The sequence below is a fragment of the Flexivirga alba genome, from assembly GCF_042661025.1.
Lineage (GTDB): Bacteria > Actinomycetota > Actinomycetes > Actinomycetales > Dermatophilaceae > Flexivirga > Flexivirga alba.
This window is the reverse complement of sequence record NZ_JBHSWH010000001.1, coordinates 3,027,487-3,045,414: the sequence shown is the minus strand read 5'-3', so window position 1 is coordinate 3,045,414 and position 17,928 is coordinate 3,027,487. Positions and strand designations below refer to the sequence as shown.

The following is a 17,928-nucleotide window of genomic DNA, read 5'->3' as shown; positions in this document are numbered from 1 at the left end:
TTCGGTTGGCCTGGTGTGGCGGAGCAATAGGTCCGATCAGCTGCCACCTCCAACTACTCGCAGCAGCGCCGGCGCGATCAGCAATGCCATGAAGATCACCCCGAGCAAGCTCATGGGGATGCTCATGCGTTCGCCTACCTCGTTGGCCTTGGCAAGTTCGGAGTTGAGCATCGCGGTCCGCATCGAGGCCGATCGGGCGCGCAGCTGGGTGTAGATCTGGGTGCCTTCTTCCCCGGACAGCCGCATGATGTCGGCCAGATCCTCCAGTTCGGTCAAGCCGAGCTCGTGCCCCAGCGCCCGGATGGCTTCCCAGGGCGCCTCGCCTGACCACCGTGATCGGGTGAGTTCTTCGCTGAGCCTGCGGAACACCCAGCTGTCGCCGACACCCGCCGCGACTTCCATCGCCTGCCGGGCCCCCGACCCTGAGTTGCGTTCCAGCGCAACAAGATCGATGTACGCACCCAGTGCCCGGTTGAATTCGTCGCGGGCCTTCTTGGCGTCGTCGCGTGCGTTGTAGTCGGGCAGGAAGAACATCACCCCGGCGAACACGAGCGTCGCGACGACCGGGATGACGAACGGCAGCCACAGTCCGATCACCGCGAAGAAGCTCGTCAACAACGGCGGGACGACCAGGCCGAAGAGAGCGAACAGCACCTTCTCGCCGTAGAAGCGGGTCAGCGGAATCCGCAGCAGCGCCAGCTCCCTGTGTGGGGTGCGGGCCCACGCGCCGGGCGGGAACGTCTTGAGCGCCCACTGCCCGACCCGCTCACGCGTGTCCGCCTGCTGCGCGGTCGTCTCGGCACGATCACGGACGCGACGCGGCTGTTCCGGGGAGAGACGTTCCAGGGCGTCCCCGAGGTCAGGTTGAGCAGGCACCAGCCGCCACACCAGCAATGCCAGGCCGAGGCCGATGAATCCACCACCGACCAGCGCCAGTTGCAGTCCCGTGATCATGCTTTCCCTCCCCCAGTCTGCATCCCGATGAAACGTGGGAGAGCTGCGCCGCGGGTCATCGTGCGCATCCAGATCAAGGTGGCGACGTAGGCGCTCAACAGCACGACCAGCAGGATTTGCCCCAAGGGTGATCCGTACGGTGCGACGTAGCGTCCCGTGAGTGCCAGGAACGCCAGCACCCCGACGGTGATCAAGGTGATCCAGCGGGCTGTCGCGCGAGGCTTGGCGCGGTCGGCCTCGATCTGCCTGCGGGCCCGCACATCGGCAGCCACCGACTCGGCCAGTGATTCCAACACGTTGGCCAGGCCACGCCCGCGGCGCCGAGCCCCGAGAATCAGGTTGGCGGCCACCAAGTCTCCTGTGGCGTCGTCGAGGTCGTCGGCGAATGCCCGTAGGGCGTCTTCAGTACCCCATCGGGCGCCGAGTCGCGCGACGAGCCTGTTCACCTCCGGGCGTATGGCGTCCGGCGTCGACCGCAACGTTGCGATCAATGCCTGCTCGAGGCCGACACCGGCCGTGAGCACCCCGGACAATGATCGGGTCCACTCCTCCATCGCTTCGAGCCGCTCGATTTCGGAAGCCGCGCGAGGTGCAGTCAGCAGCATCGGAAGTCCGACGATGATCGCGGGCACCGCGAGGATCGCGATGAACCATCCCGTGACGACCGCCACGATGAGACCTGCACCAGCCCCGACCAGCAATAGCACCCGGGTTCTAGGGGAGATTTGACCCAGCCGTGCCACCAAGGGGAGGTGCGTCCAGGCTGGTGCAGGTGGCTTCTCTGGCGCGGGCCGCACACCCAGCACAGCGCCCAGCACGCCGGCCACGATGAGCGCACCGGCCAGGCCAGGGACCAGGGCGGTCATGAGGTTTCGCCTCCATGGATCCGGCGCTCGTTCTCGAAGGCGCGAGTGTCGAATCCGTGCTCTTCCAACACCCCTCGGATGTGTTCCGGCAGCACGCTGGCGACCGCCGGCCCGCCAAATTTCGGCCGGAACACATGCTGGGTCGCATATCCGGTGGCTTCTTCCCCAGGCTCGACCGAGACGATCTCAGAGATCCATCGCTGCGGCCGCCTTTCCTGGTCGGTCCCCTCCTGAGCACCGGGCTGGTAGTGCAGCTGCACGATCAGGTCGATGTGTCCGGCCACCGCGCTCACCGCGTAGCCGTCGGAGATGTGCGCTCCTGCTTCCATCGCGCAGGTAACCAGCTTCCTGATCGCGGCTTTCGCGTTGGCCGCGTGGGTGGTGCTGATGGACCCGGCGGTCGACTGCATCGCCTTGATCATCGACAGGATCTCCGGGCCACGGACCTCGCCCACGATCGTGCGTCCGAGCATGAACCGGAAGCTGTCGATGAGCAGGTCGTCGAGGGTCACTTCGCCCGCCTGCCGGCCGTTGATGCCCACCTCCCCCGATCCCGGTCGGGACTCGAAGGCGATGACGCGCTTGTGCCGGGGCATCTCATCTAGGAAGAGCTCGTACTCCGTCTCGAAGGTGCCGATCTTTTCCCATGGGTCGATCGACGCACATAATCCGCGCACCATAGTTGTCTTTCCTGCGCCCTGCGGGCCGGCGACGATGATGTTGAGGCGGGCCTTGACGGCTGCTTCGAGGAAATCGGCTTGCAGGTCGCTGAGCATCCCGGTCGCGGCCAATTCCCGCATGTCGGTGTCGCGCACGCGGTGCCGGCGGATCACCACCGTCGGCCGGTTGGTGCTCCAGCAGGCTGCGGCAAGCCGCGCTCCTCCAGGCAGGTTGATGTGCAGCCGGGGTTGCGCCTCGGAGAAGGGTCGCCCGCTGCCGGATTTGCTGCCCAGGAACGTGAGGAACTCGATCAGTTCCTCGTCGCTCTCTGCGACCGGTGGGCCCTGTTCGATCCGGCCGTCGCTGTGGAGCAACAGCACGTGATCGTGACCATAGGCCTCGATGTTCTCCACGGTCTCGTCGTCGACCAGCGGCTGGAACCGTCCCAGTCGGAAGAGTGCGTTGAAGATCGCGTCGGCCATGTCGTCTTGTTGGTCCAGGGACCAGGACTGGCGCCCGGCCGAGACCGCCTCAGCGGCCTCGCTCTCCAGCAGCTCAAGGATGATCGAGCGGCCGAGTTCCTCCTGGGCTTGCTCATCGAGCGTGCGGTCCTTGCCGATCGCTGCACTGAGCTGTTCTGATGCCTGGCCCCGGAATGCCGCGACCAGCCCCCAGTCGATGCCGTCGTGCGCGTTCGCGCCGGTCTTGCGTCGTCGTGCCGATCTGCCTGCTTGACGCCCTCGACCGGCATCGGTCGAGTCGTCATCCGATCGTGGTTGGTCGACTGCGTGAATGTAGGCGGGGCGGTCATGCGACTCCTCTCCCAACGAGAACGATGACCGCACCCGGCCGGTCTTCGGCTTATCCGTGTCCGCGCCGTCGTCGCCGGCGAACAGCGGCAAGGAGGTGGGGTCTGTCGGGTCATCCGGATCGGACACCCAGGGGTTCGACTGGGTCATGCGGGGCTCCCTACATTCTTGGTGACCTCAAGGTCGGCGCGGTTGCTTTCGATCGCCGCCTGGATCGCTGCCCCGGTCGCGCGCAAGCCGCGCACCAGGCCGGAGTTGTCGAACTTGCGCGGTCGGTTAGCGCCGGTGGAGAACACGGAGGCGCCAGCGGTATCCCACGGAACGCTCTCTACGACGGGCAGTCCGAGGACCTTGCGAACTTCTCGCGCGCCGTATGGCTGCCCCTCCCCGATCAGCAGGGTGCCCAGCCGGGGCAAAGAACCGATCTTCTCGAACTCCTCGCGCAGTGACTCGGCCCAGGACCTGGCACCCGATAGCGCCGGCAGGGTTGTCCGCATCGTCAGCAACGCCAGATCTGCGCCCATCATCAAGGGCCCCGGCGCGCCTTCCAGACCGAGTCGGCCCGCGTCGACGATGACGTCCTGACCGTTGCGCTCCAGCCCGCGTAGTGCGCTCGTGAGGGGGCCCCACAACGTCGTCAGGCTGCGCGCTTGAGCGTGGCTGCGGACCCCGGGAAGCAGCAGCGCGTTCGTACCCGGGATGGGCACCATCTGAGACCACAGGGACTGCGCCAGGTTGCCTTCGCGGTGCGCCACCGCCAAGTCGATGAGACCGCCAGAGTGGGCGGCCTCACCGTGGAAGTAGCCCGCCAGGAGTCCACTGCCGCCAGTCGGGTCTGCCTCGACCAGCACAGCTGGACGCGGCCAGGTCAGCGTCAGGCCAAGGGCAGTAGCCGTCACGCCGGGCGATCCCGAGGCTGAGGTGAGAACGATGATCGCCATGGCTCAGTGTTCTCGCGAGTCCAGGACGAGAGCTACCTTTCCAGTGGCAGCCATCGATGCCACGTCGGGCGCCTGGTCCCTGGGGACCAGCACGTCCACCACTTTCTGCCCGTTCGAGCCGCCGTTCGAGACCCCGACCACGGTCGCGGCGACGTCCGTGGGTGTCGAGTCGGCCTTGTACTGCCCCTGCTGGCCAGGTGTCAGCACGATCCGGACATCGTCGCCGTTCTCCAGCCCGTTGGCCGGAAGAGCACCGGGCGCCAGGCTGATCCCGACCTCGCTCTCGCCTGCACCCGGCACCACGCTCGAGGTGATCTCGTCACCGGTGACCAGCCCGCCCGCGGCGATGTCCATCGCCGCGCGTTTTCCGACCACATTGTTCAGTTCGGATGCTGGCAGCGGCTTCAGCCCGGGGTCCACTCCCACGCGGACGATCATCACGTCACCACGAGTGATCACCTCGCCGCGGTGCACCGTCGATCGCACCGCGAGGACTTCCTTCGCGGAGTTCATCGACGTGAAAGCCATCACCGCCAGCAACGCCCCCAAACAGACCGCAGCCACCGATGCGGCGATAAGCAGTGGTCGCCGGCGCATCTTCGGCGGCGGCGCCACGGTGTCACTCGAGGCCGCGGGTCCGATCGCGTCCTCGGGATCCTTCGTCCCCGGTCGCGGCGGCGTGCGCTGCGTTGCTCGTCTGTTGGTGCAATTGCCATGGCTGCTGTCTCCCCAGTCAGTCCGTGTTCCGTTGGATACCGCTCACTGCGTGAGCACTTGGGCCTCGCCGATTCGAATGGTCGTCCTGCGGGCTGTAGTGACCGGGATCGTGCCGGCCTGACCGATGCCAGACCAGGTGATCGTCCAGTAGCTCGTCGCCGTCACCGTGTAGGTGCCCTGCTTGGCGTACTCGTTGTGCCCGCACGTCGGCGACTTCGCCTTGCCTGCCGCCGCTGTGTACGGCGTACCCGGCCCATCGCAGGTAATGGTCTGGCCGTCGCCCATGTTCCACACGACGCGGTGGACCTTGCCGATCGCCGTAACGGTGTACCCGGCCGCGGAAGCGCTCTTGGTGATCGGCCCGAAGGTATTCGGAGTCGGGTTCTTCACCCACATCCACTGCGGGAGCCCGACCAACCCGGCCTTGCCCGGCTCGTTACCCGGGACAATCCCGATCGTGATCGCCTTCAAGCCCATCGCGGCCACCGCTTCGCGTGCCAACTGCACCGGGTCAGGCGGCGCCTTCGGCCCATCCGGCTGCGTCGCAGACCAGAAGAAGAACCGCGACGTAATCAGGTCGCACTGGTAGATCGTGCCGTTCTTGTGCCCCTGCCACGCGTGATCAGACTTCGCTGGTTGCGGCTTGGCCACACTCACATAGCACTGCTTCGACGGCGACCACCACGCATCACCCTTGGAGCACGGGACTTTCTTGCCCGTCACGCTGCTCTCGCACTTCCCCTTGCCCTTCTTGGGCGGCTTCTTGCCCGGCGGGGTAGGCGTCGGCGGACCTGGGTTCGGCGGCTGCGTCGGTGGAACCACGACACGGATCACGCAGGTCTGTGAGGTGGGATCCCACACGCTCCCAGGCGGGCACTTCACTCCCCCGGCAGCGTGCGCAGCTGGGGTCGCGAGTCCGACGAACGCAACCAAGACCCCAGCTGCAAGTGCACCGGCACGTGTGCGCGTCAGCATGTCCCGAGGACCTTCTCTGTGGTCACGTACCACTTGGACGTCTTGGGATCCTGCGTGACGCCATACCCGTAGTTCACGCGGTGAGGCGCACCTGACGGTTTCGACACAGGCTTGCCGGACTTCTTCACCAAGTGGAAGTTGGTTCCGTCAAGGCACGCATTCACGCGATAAGTCGCGGGATCGGTGGTGCTCGACGCCACCGGGTGCAGAACCCGGAAGGAGCCCTTTCCTGTTTCGCCCCGCTGCCGTTCGGCACCGATGTTGTACTGCCATTGCGCGAGCTGCTGGCCGCGCGCGACGAGATCCAAACTGGTCAAGTCGCCCTTCGGGTTGGTCTCGAGGGCGTCGACCTTCTTCCAGAACGCAACCACCGCCGCGATGGCCGCTGCCTTCTTCTTCGCCAATGGGTCAGTGCTCGTTGTTGTGGACGAGCTAGCCGGCTTCGGAGGGGGCATTGACGACTTGGTGCCGGGAGACGGCGTTGCGGTAGTCGATGGTGCCTTGCCGCCGTCGCTGCTCCCACACGCAGAGGCCAGCAGCACGCTCCCCATTGCCAGGGTCGCGGCTGCCATCCGCATCGCCTTCGTCATGTCGGTCTCCTTGTTGTCTCGTCTGCCAGAAGGTCCGTTTGAGGGGTCCTGGCGGTCACGTTGGCTCAAATCGATGCACTTACACTAGTGCATTATGACTTTTGGAAGTTGCTCGTCCACAACCTCGTGTCGCTCTTGCGCCACCAGAGCCTCCCTTCCGCGCGGGCATCATGGGTTCCGCCGCCTCTTCACCCTGCCTGAGCACGATGCGCCGGCCGTCGAATAGTCACCCGTGATGCGTGCCGAAGACGCTCGGCCAGCACCTCGGCGCGCTCCGCCGCAAGGATCAGGTCGTTCCATTCGTGGAGTTCTGCGACGGACGCAGGCCCCAACCGCAGTTCGAAGGTTTCGCCCTCGCGCCCGCCACGTTCGGGCGAGCTGCGTGAGCTGATCCGCAAGATCAGGCTGCAACGGCACCTCCACGCAGACCTGGTCGCCGTCGCTGCGAACCACCAAGACGTCGTCCACGGCGATCTGCCGCAGAACCTGGATGACGATGTGCGGGTAGCAGCCTGCCCACCGTGAAATGCGGATGGCGTCCTGGATTGCTGATGCAGCGCCCTCCCCTGGAGTGCGCGCCAGCTGCTCGACGGCATGCTCTAGTCCCTCCGGCGCCTTCCCCGAGAGGGGAACGCCGTGCTATGCAGTGCCCGTGAGGCACCACTTTTTTAGCTCAGGACTCCGGCCGAAACATCAGGCGCAGAGCCGATCTCACCTGCGTGAGCGGCAGCGAAATTTTACTCCGCACAGGTTCGATCGCGCTATGGGCGCAGAGCCTCGTAGTGCCCTCATCACCGGCGCGAGCGGGGCATCGGCAGCGCCATTGCGCGATGTCTCGCTGGCACCTATGAGTCCTTGATTCTCGTTGACACAGATAGGAATTCGCTCGATGTACTAGCCGCCGAGCTGCCGTGTCAAGCAGTGGTCGCGCCGTTGGACGTCACGGCCACGGACTTCCGACACGACCTCGCAAATTGGGTTGAAAAAGCACCGGCTCTTGACTGTGTCTTTACCTTCGCGGGCGTTATGCATACGGGAACGGTGCGCCAGAGCACCTTCGAGGACTTGGTGCGAGTCATCGATATAAACCTGATCGGCACCATCGCCACGGTGCACGCATGCCTGCCGTACCTCGAACGTGGCTCCAGCATCGTGACCGCGTCCAGCGCGATCGAAAGCATCGCGGTCCCCCGCCACGCGTCTTATGTCGCCAGTAAGGCGGGTGTCTATGGGTTTACCCGCACCCTGGCCAACGAGCTGGATCAGGAAGGCGCTGGGGTCCGCGTCAGTACAGCTCTCATCGGCGGCGTGCATACCGACATCCTGCGCAACGGCAGCTTCGCCGAGAACGAGAATCCAACGGAACGGGTGGCCAGCTTCGACCGCCGTGTCGCACGGTCGTCGGCTGACGACATCGCTCGCGCTGTCGTGCGCGGCCAGCAACGCGGCTCGCGCATCATTTACGCCGGGCCGGATTCCCGGGTTGCGGCGCTGCTTGCGCGCGCCGCTGGTCGTTACACTCGACTTCCGCGTATCTGACGTTGGGGGTGCAGCGATGTCCGGGCCTGAATGGTGTCTTGTCGAGACGTTCGGCCTCAAGCCACCGACGCTGGTCGGCCTTGGCTCCAGGCCGCGGAGCATGGTGCCGTTGGACAAGTTTTTTGCCCGCAGCCGGACGTCCCTGGCCATGGCGCACGGGGCTCTCGAGCACGTCACTGCGGCCGCGCAGCCATACGATGTGACCACTTCCGCCGGCCGCCGGTGTCTGGCTCATCCGCTCAGCGCCTACGACGGCCAGGTGAACGGCGCCTGGCTATGGCTGGGAGGCCCGGGCGACGCTGGGCCAGCCGTCCCACATGACATCGCCGGCGCGTGGTATTTCAATCTCAGCAACTTCGAGGTGGCCGGATCCGATGAGCTGCTCGATCTGTACCGCCAACCCATGGAGCAGCGGCGCACCAAGCGAGCCATGGGTGAGGCCTTCACTCGACTTACTGCCGGACCGGATGCCTCCGAGGCGTTGGCCAAGATCGTGCAGTCCGTGCCCGGCACCGAACACCAGGCAATCTGGACAGTCGTCTGCGACGACGGCGCTCGGCGCGCAGCCCATTTTTCCTGCCGGGCGTTGCCGCACGATACCCAGGACGGCCCACAGATCGTCCTACACGGCATCACCCACGACATCGGCCCCGCGGACGACGTCCCGCAGGCACCGCACCTCGCTGTCCTTGAGCGTCGAGTTCTGGACGCTGCCGCCGAATCGGGCACTCATCGCGCGATAGTCGATGTCCGCACCGGCCGCATCATCCAGTGGGTCGATTCACCGCCCTCGTCGATCGACTGGGCCGTGCCGGGCATCGACATCTTCCATCCAGACGATGCCGAAGTGGTGCACAATCTCAACCGCCTGGTCGACGGTGCGGTCACACGGTCGATCCGCCTGCGAGGCACTGATACAGAGTGGACGGCCGTCAACGTGACCAGTCAACCGATGCTGCTGGACAACTCGACGACAGCCGCGCTCTGGACGATCGACGTGAACTCTTAGGGCAGCTAAACCTCGCGCCGCCGCCGAGACTCTTCTAGCGCGTCACGCAATACCTTCAGGCGGACGTCGAGCACACGCGCCAGCGGCGTCAGTTCCGCGTCAGCCGGCATCCTACTGAAGGCCCCTGCTTCCCACCGGATATATGTCGCGGCCGCCAAGTGCGCGCGACGCGCAGTCTCTCGCGAGCCGAAGCCGGCCTCCAGCCGCAGCAGCCGCAAATCGGCTGGCCCGTCAACGTCCGCAAGTAGGTCCGCAATCCGGACCCCGAGAACCTTCGCGAGCTTGCTGAGGATCGCCGGCGTCGGCGTGGACGTACCCAACTCCCAGCGGGACACCCGCTCTCCCCCAGCAACGCCAATCCGGTTAGCCAGCTGATGCTGGGTCAAGCCAGCGTTCACCCGGGCGTCACGCAGCGCTTCCGCACGAAATGGTGAATGACCGGACACGGTGGGATCGTATTCGTTTGGTGCGCCCTTGCACTGGTTGGGTTGTCACTCGTCGGTTGGACCGGTGACCGCTGCGCTGGAGCTTCGTCGACATCCGTTGGGCACGGGCTGAGCAGACTTCGGGTTCGCCGCTGCCAAGTCGTCGCGCTTTCACCTTGTCCCAGTGACCAGGGGCCGAGGTATTCGGCGCGATGCGAGTAGCCATTGACGGTCCACGAGGCCGTCGACCACATCCCCACAAATCTCCATCCTCGAGTGTGACCGCCAGAGGCGCGATCTGTCCTTACGTAACTTGAAAGGAGAACAGTATGCCTACCCCCACAAGACCCCGCCGCCAGTTCGAGACGCTGGCCGACGCGGCTGAGCGGACCGGCCTGAGCATCCGAACCCTGCGTCGCAGAATCGCCGCTGGCCAACTGCCCGCCTACCGCAGCGGACCTCGCGTACTTCGCGTTGACCCTGCCGACGTCGATCGGCTCATGGTCCTCATTCCAACGGCGTAACACCTCATATGACTCGCGCACAAGACAACCTGATGGTCGCGTTGCCGTGGTCCTCGTCGACGATCGGGTCGACATCTCGGTGGAGACTGCCGGCCCGTCCCCGTAGCCTCAGTTCGATTGTCCGGCAGATCGAGGCCGGGATGACGTGCGCTGTCCTCCACCGCAGAAATGACACGAACGGTTCGTCGAAGACGACTACGGTCGGAGATCTGTACGAACCGCGCCAACAACATGCCGCAGACCTGGTCAGTGGTTCGGCATGGCTGTGACTCCTACGGACGACCACCATCGTCCGAAAGTTGCTGCCTACCGCCCACTGTGACGCAAGCTGTTCCGTTCTTCGGGGATGACGTTCGGCTGGGCGCTGAGTCCGAAATCGGTCGGTCCGCAGATCTGACCGGCCGAGTTCGGCAGCGGAGCGCTCCCTCATCGAGCTGCTCTCTTGACCATCGAAACTGCCCACGCGATCGTCCCAAGCAGCGTAAACAGCGCGGTCAGCTGCTGTAGCTCGTTCTTCTTCATCATCGTCACCTCCTGTCTTGGCGTCTGTACTCATGTTTGCAAGCCGCCAACCGAGGTTGGATGGTCGTCATTGGGGGAAAGCCCCGGACGGTGTGTCTAGAGTCATCGTGTGCCCTCTACCAAGCGCTCGCGCTCGGCGGTCGCGGTCATCGACGTCGAGATCGCCGACCGAGCAGCAACTCGAGGCCTCGACGTCTCACCCGGGATGGTGCGTCGATGGCGGCTAGGCGGACTCCTGCCCGATGCGGACGCTGTGGGAGATCGCCCCGTGGGCGCGCGTGCGGGTCGACGCCCACAGCAATACACCGCGGCCACGCTCGTCGAGGTCGAAGCCGCGATCGATGTGCTGATTCGCCACACCCGGCGTGGTCGCAGCCAACAGGATCTCGCTCTAATACTCTTTGCGCACCACCTTCCTGTCAGGCCCGAACTGGTGCGGGCGGCGATCACAGTGAGACTCCACTCCATCCGCCAAGGGCTCGACGATCTGATCCGAAGAGCTCAGAGCCAGTTCCCCTCACCCGCTGATGCTGGACTTGAACTCAACGACACGTTTGAACGTGCAGAAGCACTGGCTCAATTGGCTCTAGCCGTACACCCATCGCCTTTCGGCCGGATGCGTCGAAACCTAAAGAAGTCCGGTCAGCCTGTGAGCACGACCGACATGCTCCAGATCGCAACGTGCTTCTTCCAAATCCTTGCAGCAACCCAACCGGGTGAAACCTCAGGCACGGATGCAGAGCTCTGGATTGATCTCATGAGGGCGCTTGGCATGGACGGCATGCTCGAGTCCGCGACAGCAGACGTTCCGCCCTTACTTCCACAGGGCGTTGGCGATTTCCTCGACGCGGCCTCCGGCGTCGGCCAACTCACGCTTCGACCACTCCCCGTAGACCTAACCGACGACGAACTTTTCGCTGCTCGCGATCTCGCAATCTGCGTCGCCCAAGCACTGAGATCGATAACCGACCCCACGATCCTGCACCACCTAGGCGGGCCGTCCCTCGCAACCCTGTGGGATCCGAGCGACCCTACCCTCATCACCACCACGACAACGCTTCTTGTCCACATGCTCCGTAGCGAGGTACTTGACCCGTCCGCGCTGGTTGAGGCCGTCCGCGATCAGGGCTAGGTAGATCGTCGCCGAGCCCGGGGATTCACTGCACGTCAGCGCCGAGCAAGGATGCCGCGAGGCAGTAGCGTCCAAATCGCCCAGATTGACCTATGCCCCAATCATTGGCGTGTGGGAGCGCGAGGCGAATCTCGCTGTGTATTGCTCACTCGATGTCCGCCGTGTCTCACGTCTGCGGAGCCGAGACATGAGTGGCACGGCCGAGCTTCGCGGGTGAGCGACGAGTAACGATCAACGGAACATGGCGCCACCCGCGCGGCCGCTGGGCATCAACGCTAGGTCCCATCTGAAGACGCGGCGATCTTCAGTCGAAAAATACACGCAGGCGCGAAATAAATCAGACAATCAGAACCATCCAAGTAGCGTACTTCTGCTTCTCATAGCTATCAATTATCGTTCATGCGCCGCCCTGATTCAAATGCGCTGGCCGCCGACCGAGATCGATGATTCTCCTTATCTGATCTCATACCTCTTAATATGCCATTAAACGCACGTGAGGGCATTTGGGCCGAAACGTGGCCGAGTCTGCCGGCGAGATCGGCATCCGCATCTGGTAATAGATGTATAATCTGCTCCTGGAGGTCAGCGTCTAGTTGTCCGAGGCGATCGGTCCGGCGTTCGCGGAGCCAGGCTATTAGAGATACCGCATGCCCAGCACGAGCAGCACCTTCCCCCAGTTCGCTCAACGCGTCAGAGACCATGGTTAAGGCGTTGTCGGACGATATGAGAAGGGTTGCTTCATGGACATCATCGTCCCGCCAACCGACGGCCTCGTTGCGGAGCGACGCCTGGATAAACTGGATCGCTGCAGCATCAGCCAGCTCCGTATTAACAGCATCCAGGTCGTCAATAATCGACTTGAACCTGCCCGAGCCTGCTGCCGCTACAAGAGTTTCGTAAAGTTCCTCGATCCCGGCGTCGACCAACTTGCGCTGTCGGAAGCTGTTGCTCACGTCAGATAACAACGCGGAGGCGCGGTTCGCGGGAGACAACCACGGCCAGAATCTCGTCAACTGATCCTCGCGTGGTCCACCATCGCTCGTTGAAACCACAAACTGCACTATTTCGTCCATTAGTCCAGCGTGGACAGGCATCTCACGGTTCGGCCACGCGCCGAGGTCGTCGACAACCCGCTGGCGCCCGTCGTCTTCGATCTCGTTCCATGCGCCCGCTAGCACATCCCCAACCTCGGGCCTCAGGTTGGCGTCCCATGGGATGGTTGCCAATGCCTCGGCTGCAGCGTCCACTGACGGATGACCCTGCGTCGCGAGGGTGGCGAGCCTGGTCAACAGTTCTCGTTGGCCCGCGGCACTGAACGCCTCGTGTTCTGCCGCGATCTTGAGTGCCTCGGCCTGAGGTCGAACATGCGCCGCGGCACTGATCGCAGTCTGGAACACCTGCCTCCAAGCAGGAACGCGGCCAACAACGTAGGTGCGCCGCTGCTCTGATCGACAAAGCTCGCGCGCGGCCTCAATGGCCATGCGGAGCTCTGGGTCGTTCTGGTCGGTCGCCGACGCAATCGGCGACATCAACGCCTCCGCCGCCTTCTCCCCACTTTCTTCGGGTAGGTACTCGATCAGGCTCACCAGCGACGATTGGACGGCGCGGCCTTGCTCGTCCTCATTCGACCGGTGGGCTGCCATTGTCTTGACCAGTGCGTCAACGGCGACCATGAGATGGTTCGGCCACACCGGTCCTAGGTGTCGAAGTGCCCTGGCAGCCTCAATGTGCGCGCTAGCGTTCCCTTCGTCGTCCAACACCGCAACGGCTGCAGCGACGACCTCTGTCGCCGCCTCGCGCGGCATTGCGTCCAGTTTCGCCGCGTGGTTGCGACCCAAGTTGGTAACGATCCGCATTGCGGAAATGAATGTTTCTCGATAGGCCTTTACCTCGTCCGAGGTACAGACGGCGGAGACTCGTTCGAGGACATCGGGGACGTCGTCCGCCTTGATCGGCAACAGTTCAAGACATCTCATCGCGATCCAACGAGGCTCTGCACCCTCCGCAGCCAGAGCGTTTCGAATTGCGGCAAGGATGATAGGGCTGGATTTCACGTCTTGAGCAGCTTCTGCAAGAATCGCGGTAAACACCTCGCCGTCTGCGGAGGGAATTGAGTCGTCTTGTGCGCCGACGGAACTCTCGATTATCGCGGAGTAAAAGGTGGATCCGAGAATTCGGTCGCGATCAACGGGGCTCATAGACTCGGCGCGCGGCAGCCACACTCTCGCATCAGCGTACCCGGAGTGCGTAGGTAGGTTTGCAAAGTAGTCCCTCAGAGAATCCGTGAATTGCTGCTCGCCTGGGAATTCTTTGGCAAGTTCAGTCATTGCCTGTGCCCGTGGCGATGCAGCATCCCCATCGCCATCGAAGCTGACCAATTTCCCAATGAGTCCTCGGCGGAAGGCAATGGGAGCGTATCGGATCAGATCAGCTAAACCAGCAGCTTCGGGTGTTGTATCCGGTTCGCGGGTAATTATCTCGGCGATCTTCGCGGCGAGCCCCGGAACGTGAGCCTCAGGTACGCTGTTCAAGCACGACGTGGCAGTAGATATCGAATTCGTGAGTGGAAGACCCTGGCGGGAGGATCCCAAGACCGCGATCATGTGGTCGACTGCTGCTTCAGCGAGCGATTCGTCGTCCGTCAACCGTGATCGCAGCGCGCCAACGTCGTTGTTCTCCAATGCTATCCGGATCTCTTCGGCGCGGCGGCTACCGAGTAGTCTGCCTGCTCCTGTCTGACCCAGGTAAAATAATGGAGCGAGCGGCACATCTTGTTCGACGTATCGCGCGGTGCGTCGCAGGAAAGTGGTCAGGTCCGCAGGTAGTTTGGTGGAACGCGAACTGTCTACGTTCTGCACCTCGTCAGGCCGCTGGTCTTCGTCGCCCTCTGCCGAGTCGCCATCTCGTTCGGTGGTACGAGCCATGACTACGAGGTTCGCCTGCTCGATCAGATCCCGCTGTGCTTGATCGATCGTGCCGCCGAGGACGTATACATCAAGTGCCTTGAGGAGATCAAATTCATCGCGGACGGCCTGGTACGCATATGGAAAGTCGACACGCATGACTGTTAGTCGGGCAAGAATCAAAGGCACCCCGGTGACGGAGCCGGAGGCAAGGCGACCTTCGCCGCCTTCCCGAACTCTTGCCAGTCGGTAATCGGCGAAGAATGCGTTAAGCAATCGGACGACATGTCGAGGGTCCCTGACGCCCTCGTGAATTAGGATCTCCAAGACACCATTCATCGAGTCACCGAGGGCAGCGGGGCCGGCGTGAACCGACCCAGGCGCTGAAAGCAGGTTCGTGGCAAAAGACGTCATATCCTCGCGCAATGGTGGCGGCAGAGGTTGCCTGACAAGAAAGAGCTTGTTGAGATATTCGTCGGCGGCCTTCTGTTGCGACCCGTCAACGGCGCTAAGTCCCGGGTTGGCGGTCTGGATTGCCCTTCGGACGATCTCGTCATCGCACGCAATCACAAAAATGGGCGGGCGCTTCTTGGGCACGGCTTGGAGACTCTTGATCGTTGCCAGAGCCTGGAGGACTTCCTCAGGCGGAAGCCGGTCGATGTCGTCGACGACGATTACCAATCTCTTGGGGCACAGCGCAGCGAGGTCACCAAAGACCCGTTCCAACTCGTCAGCCGCCTCAGCGCGCGATCGCCGGCGGATACGGCGACCCGGACTCAGCGACGCACTGATCCACGGGGCGAGGAGACGCACCAAGAACGTTCCAACAAGACCAGCCACGAACGGCGCGACGAACAAGCCAAGCCGGAACGGCGACGCAAAAATGTTGACGTTCCGGTCCAGAACCATATTCACGATGCCGGCGATCACAACCCCGAGAACGTAAATGATCGCAGCCACAAGGAGCGCCCACCCGACAGCTCTAGTGAGCGTCTGTCGATGCTCGGCAACGAAGACACCTAGCGGCAGCGAGTCAAGGTTGGCGTCCTCAAGGTCTTCACCGACCTCCATTTTTCCAAGAACACGCTCGACCCGCTTTCGGTCAACACCGGCGTCCTCCTGCAGAGCCTCACCGAAGCTATACACCAACGCACGCTGGCGAGCGATGCCGGTGTGCCTCTCGCCGCTCAACGTCACAACCTGGAGGTCGTTGTGAGCCGCCAACTGAGCAGCCAGGAGGTTGCCGATCGATGACTTGCCAGTCCCGAATCCCCCAATAAGTCCAACCGTGGACGGCGCCTGAACCGATTCAACAATGTTGGCAAGCTGTGCGGCTACATCGACATGCCCCAACTCATCTTGCTCGGGCCGCTCGATCGCTCGGTCGGATATGAACCACCGAGTTGATGGAACAGTTTGCGCCATCTGCCACCTCCTGTACGGAACAGCGTATCGGCGCCCACCGACACGGGCCGCCACGGTGCGCCGAAGAGTGCCCGTCAGCTTCGACTAAACACAGCGCCGGTGGACACGCCGCGATCACAACGCGCTCGACGCGGGCGAGCCGTTACGTGACGCGCAGATCCTGGCCCGCACGCCGACCCCCGCACGACGAGCACTACGACCGAGCCCGCGGCAACCTCGACCGCCACGGCGTGGACGTCCTGACCGCCTACGTCGCAGGCGCCTGAGCGGTTGTCCCCGGATCCGGCCCAGAGTGACGCGCGACCGCACCGAGCTTCACGCATATGGTGCAGCGCGGGTAGTTGCCCCTTGCACTCGCCCTGCCGCGCCTCAGCAAGCGAGTTGCGGCTCATCGCGGAGAGCCGCCGGTGCCTTCGCCACCCACCACCTTCCGCGCAGAAATTGACAATCGTCATTCTGCCGAACAGCTTCACCCCTAGTGTGGACGTATGAGTTGGCTGAGCACTCGCATCCAAGGGTCTGACGTCCCGTTCGCCGATTTCGCAGGCACAAGTACACGGGCACTGAGCGAGACGCTCCGCGTTATCGAGTTGCCCGAAATAACTAGCATTGCTCGCATGTCAGAGGCGAACACCAATCTGGATATGCTCCAGAAAGTTGGTGCCTTTGCGTTGTTCGAGGAAGCTAGCGCGGCGGAACAGCGTATGCAGCACGCGCATCTTCGGGATGGGCAGCCGGTAGGCCCATTCACACTGGCAATCACGGATGTGCAAGAGTCTGGCGTCATCTATCTTCCTGATGACTTGACCGCGTCGAAGGACAGCCTGCTGCTGTTCGCCGACATGGACGGCCTCCGTCGCGTCATCGCATACGGGCAGTTTGATGACAACTCAGCTTTGGTTGAGAACGTTGAGGTTCTCCCAGCACCTCTCTGTTCCGAGGGCCCGTGTATAACCCGAGGCGTCGGGTGCGGCGATGGGTGCAGATGCAACGCGTACCCCATCGCGGTAGGTCTCCGCGGACTCCGGTGCGAGCCCGCGTGACCGAGGGCCCATCGGCGGCAATCACAGTGGACAGTGCAACGAGCGCGGCCTGGGTAGGTGCCGCTGGCACCTGGGTCGTCGGTGGTATCGCGGCTTTGATCGCGATCATGCAGTATCTCAGTTCGAAGTTCAGGCCGAAGGTCACTGCGTTCAGAGAGGAGACAAGCGGACGGTTGGTCGTCCAGATCGATAACCGGGGCAGCGGTGCTGGCGTTGTCCAAGCGGTCAGCCTCACCACGCCGGCACACTTGCTACGTCCGGATGTCCAGGAGGTCTTGTACCAGTGGGAGATCGCCGGCGAAGTGAGCGAGTCGCGCCCCGTACCGTTCGGGCTCGACGGGGGTGCGAGTGCTCAACTATTCCTTCGTATTGATCCAACTGACAACTCTCTCATGAATCCATTCGACCCCGCTGGAAATCGGTATCCGTTGGACGCGGTTAGGGTTCGTCTGGACTATGGCGCGGGAGAACGCTCCCGGTGCATCGCGATGGAGGTGGTGAGAGCACCCGTTCACATCGAGGGCACGACGTATATCCCGGGCTGCCCGGACTGATACCCACGAAGTCTCGTGCCACCCGATTCGGACTCACGCGATTATCGTTCGTACCTCCTGCGCCTTCATCACCTCAAGGGCAAGCACCTCACTGGCTCAACGTTCGTGCACTCCTCAAGGGAGAACCACTCCCGACGACGCTACGAGGTACAGCGCCGAGATGAGCGAGTGGATTTGGAAGATCGCAACTGCGCCCGATAGCACCGTAGCCCTGTCCCCAGGAACGGCGAGAAACTTCACGTGATGGCGCGGCTTCACTGCCAACGGCCATCCAGCAGTCTCATCGAGCTCGCAACAATTCCGCGGTCCGAGCAATGGCCAGGGGACGCGTCATACCGCC

14 protein-coding genes are annotated in these 17,928 nt (G+C 63.3%); 5 read left to right on the top strand and 9 right to left on the bottom strand.

Annotation, left to right across the window (positions count from 1 at the left end):
• Nucleotides 1-36: 36 nt before the first annotated feature.
• The 7 genes from ACFQDH_RS14880 to ACFQDH_RS14850 form a co-directional block, all read right to left on the bottom strand.
• Nucleotides 37-954, bottom strand: coding sequence for a type II secretion system F family protein (locus ACFQDH_RS14880; protein WP_382403159.1), 918 nt, complete (start codon nt 952-954; stop codon nt 37-39).
• Entirely contained in the window at nt 951-1,820 is an 870-nt protein-coding gene (locus ACFQDH_RS14875) for a type II secretion system F family protein (RefSeq protein WP_382403158.1), read from the bottom strand. Before ACFQDH_RS14875 ends, ACFQDH_RS14880 begins: the two co-directional genes overlap by 4 nt.
• Nucleotides 1,817-3,439 (bottom strand): CpaF family protein, encoded by a 1,623-nt coding sequence (locus ACFQDH_RS14870; protein WP_382403157.1) that lies wholly within the window; start codon nt 3,437-3,439, stop codon nt 1,817-1,819. The genes ACFQDH_RS14875 and ACFQDH_RS14870 overlap by 4 nt, the downstream gene beginning before the upstream one ends.
• Nucleotides 3,436-4,230, bottom strand: a complete 795-nt coding sequence (locus tag ACFQDH_RS14865) for a hypothetical protein (RefSeq protein ID WP_382403156.1) — start codon at nt 4,228-4,230, stop codon at nt 3,436-3,438. The genes ACFQDH_RS14870 and ACFQDH_RS14865 overlap by 4 nt, the downstream gene beginning before the upstream one ends.
• Nucleotides 4,231-4,233: 3 nt before the next feature.
• Nucleotides 4,234-4,845, bottom strand: a complete 612-nt coding sequence (locus ACFQDH_RS14860; RefSeq protein ID WP_382403155.1) for an SAF domain-containing protein — start codon at nt 4,843-4,845, stop codon at nt 4,234-4,236.
• Between the two features lie 144 nt (nt 4,846-4,989).
• Entirely contained in the window at nt 4,990-5,922 is a 933-nt protein-coding gene (locus ACFQDH_RS14855) for a hypothetical protein (RefSeq protein ID WP_382403154.1), read from the bottom strand.
• Nucleotides 5,916-6,512 (bottom strand): hypothetical protein, encoded by a 597-nt coding sequence (locus ACFQDH_RS14850; protein ID WP_382403153.1) that lies wholly within the window; start codon nt 6,510-6,512, stop codon nt 5,916-5,918. Before ACFQDH_RS14850 ends, ACFQDH_RS14855 begins: the two co-directional genes overlap by 7 nt.
• Before the next feature lie 810 nt (nt 6,513-7,322).
• Between ACFQDH_RS14850 and ACFQDH_RS14845 the strand changes: the two genes are divergently transcribed.
• Nucleotides 7,323-8,051, top strand: coding sequence for an SDR family oxidoreductase (locus tag ACFQDH_RS14845; RefSeq protein ID WP_382404872.1), 729 nt, complete (start codon nt 7,323-7,325; stop codon nt 8,049-8,051).
• A gap of 16 nt (nt 8,052-8,067) precedes the next feature.
• A complete protein-coding gene (locus ACFQDH_RS14840; protein ID WP_382403152.1) occupies nt 8,068-9,060 on the top strand; it encodes a GAF domain-containing protein in 993 nt (330 codons plus the stop codon).
• 5 nt (nt 9,061-9,065) lie between these two features.
• Here the strand turns inward: ACFQDH_RS14840 and ACFQDH_RS14835 are convergent, their stop codons facing one another.
• On the bottom strand, nt 9,066-9,506 hold the full coding sequence (locus ACFQDH_RS14835) for a helix-turn-helix domain-containing protein (RefSeq protein ID WP_382403151.1): 441 nt from the start codon (nt 9,504-9,506) through the stop codon (nt 9,066-9,068).
• A gap of 308 nt (nt 9,507-9,814) precedes the next feature.
• On the opposite strand from ACFQDH_RS14835, the gene ACFQDH_RS14830 reads away from it, so the two are divergent.
• Together ACFQDH_RS14830 and ACFQDH_RS14825 are read left to right on the top strand one after the other, a co-directional pair.
• The gene (locus tag ACFQDH_RS14830; RefSeq protein ID WP_382403150.1) at nt 9,815-10,009 is read left to right on the top strand and encodes a helix-turn-helix transcriptional regulator; all 195 of its coding nucleotides are present in this window, start codon (nt 9,815-9,817) and stop codon (nt 10,007-10,009) included.
• Between the two features lie 631 nt (nt 10,010-10,640).
• Nucleotides 10,641-11,663, top strand: a complete 1,023-nt coding sequence (locus tag ACFQDH_RS14825; protein WP_382403149.1) for a hypothetical protein — start codon at nt 10,641-10,643, stop codon at nt 11,661-11,663.
• Between the two features lie 386 nt (nt 11,664-12,049).
• Here the strand turns inward: ACFQDH_RS14825 and ACFQDH_RS14820 are convergent, their stop codons facing one another.
• Nucleotides 12,050-15,991, bottom strand: coding sequence for a KAP family P-loop NTPase fold protein (locus ACFQDH_RS14820; RefSeq protein WP_382403148.1), 3,942 nt, complete (start codon nt 15,989-15,991; stop codon nt 12,050-12,052).
• Nucleotides 15,992-17,030: 1,039 nt separating this feature from the next.
• Between ACFQDH_RS14820 and ACFQDH_RS14815 the strand changes: the two genes are divergently transcribed.
• On the top strand, nt 17,031-17,588 hold the full coding sequence (locus ACFQDH_RS14815) for a hypothetical protein (protein ID WP_382403147.1): 558 nt from the start codon (nt 17,031-17,033) through the stop codon (nt 17,586-17,588).
• The last annotated feature ends 340 nt before the right edge of the window (nt 17,589-17,928 follow it).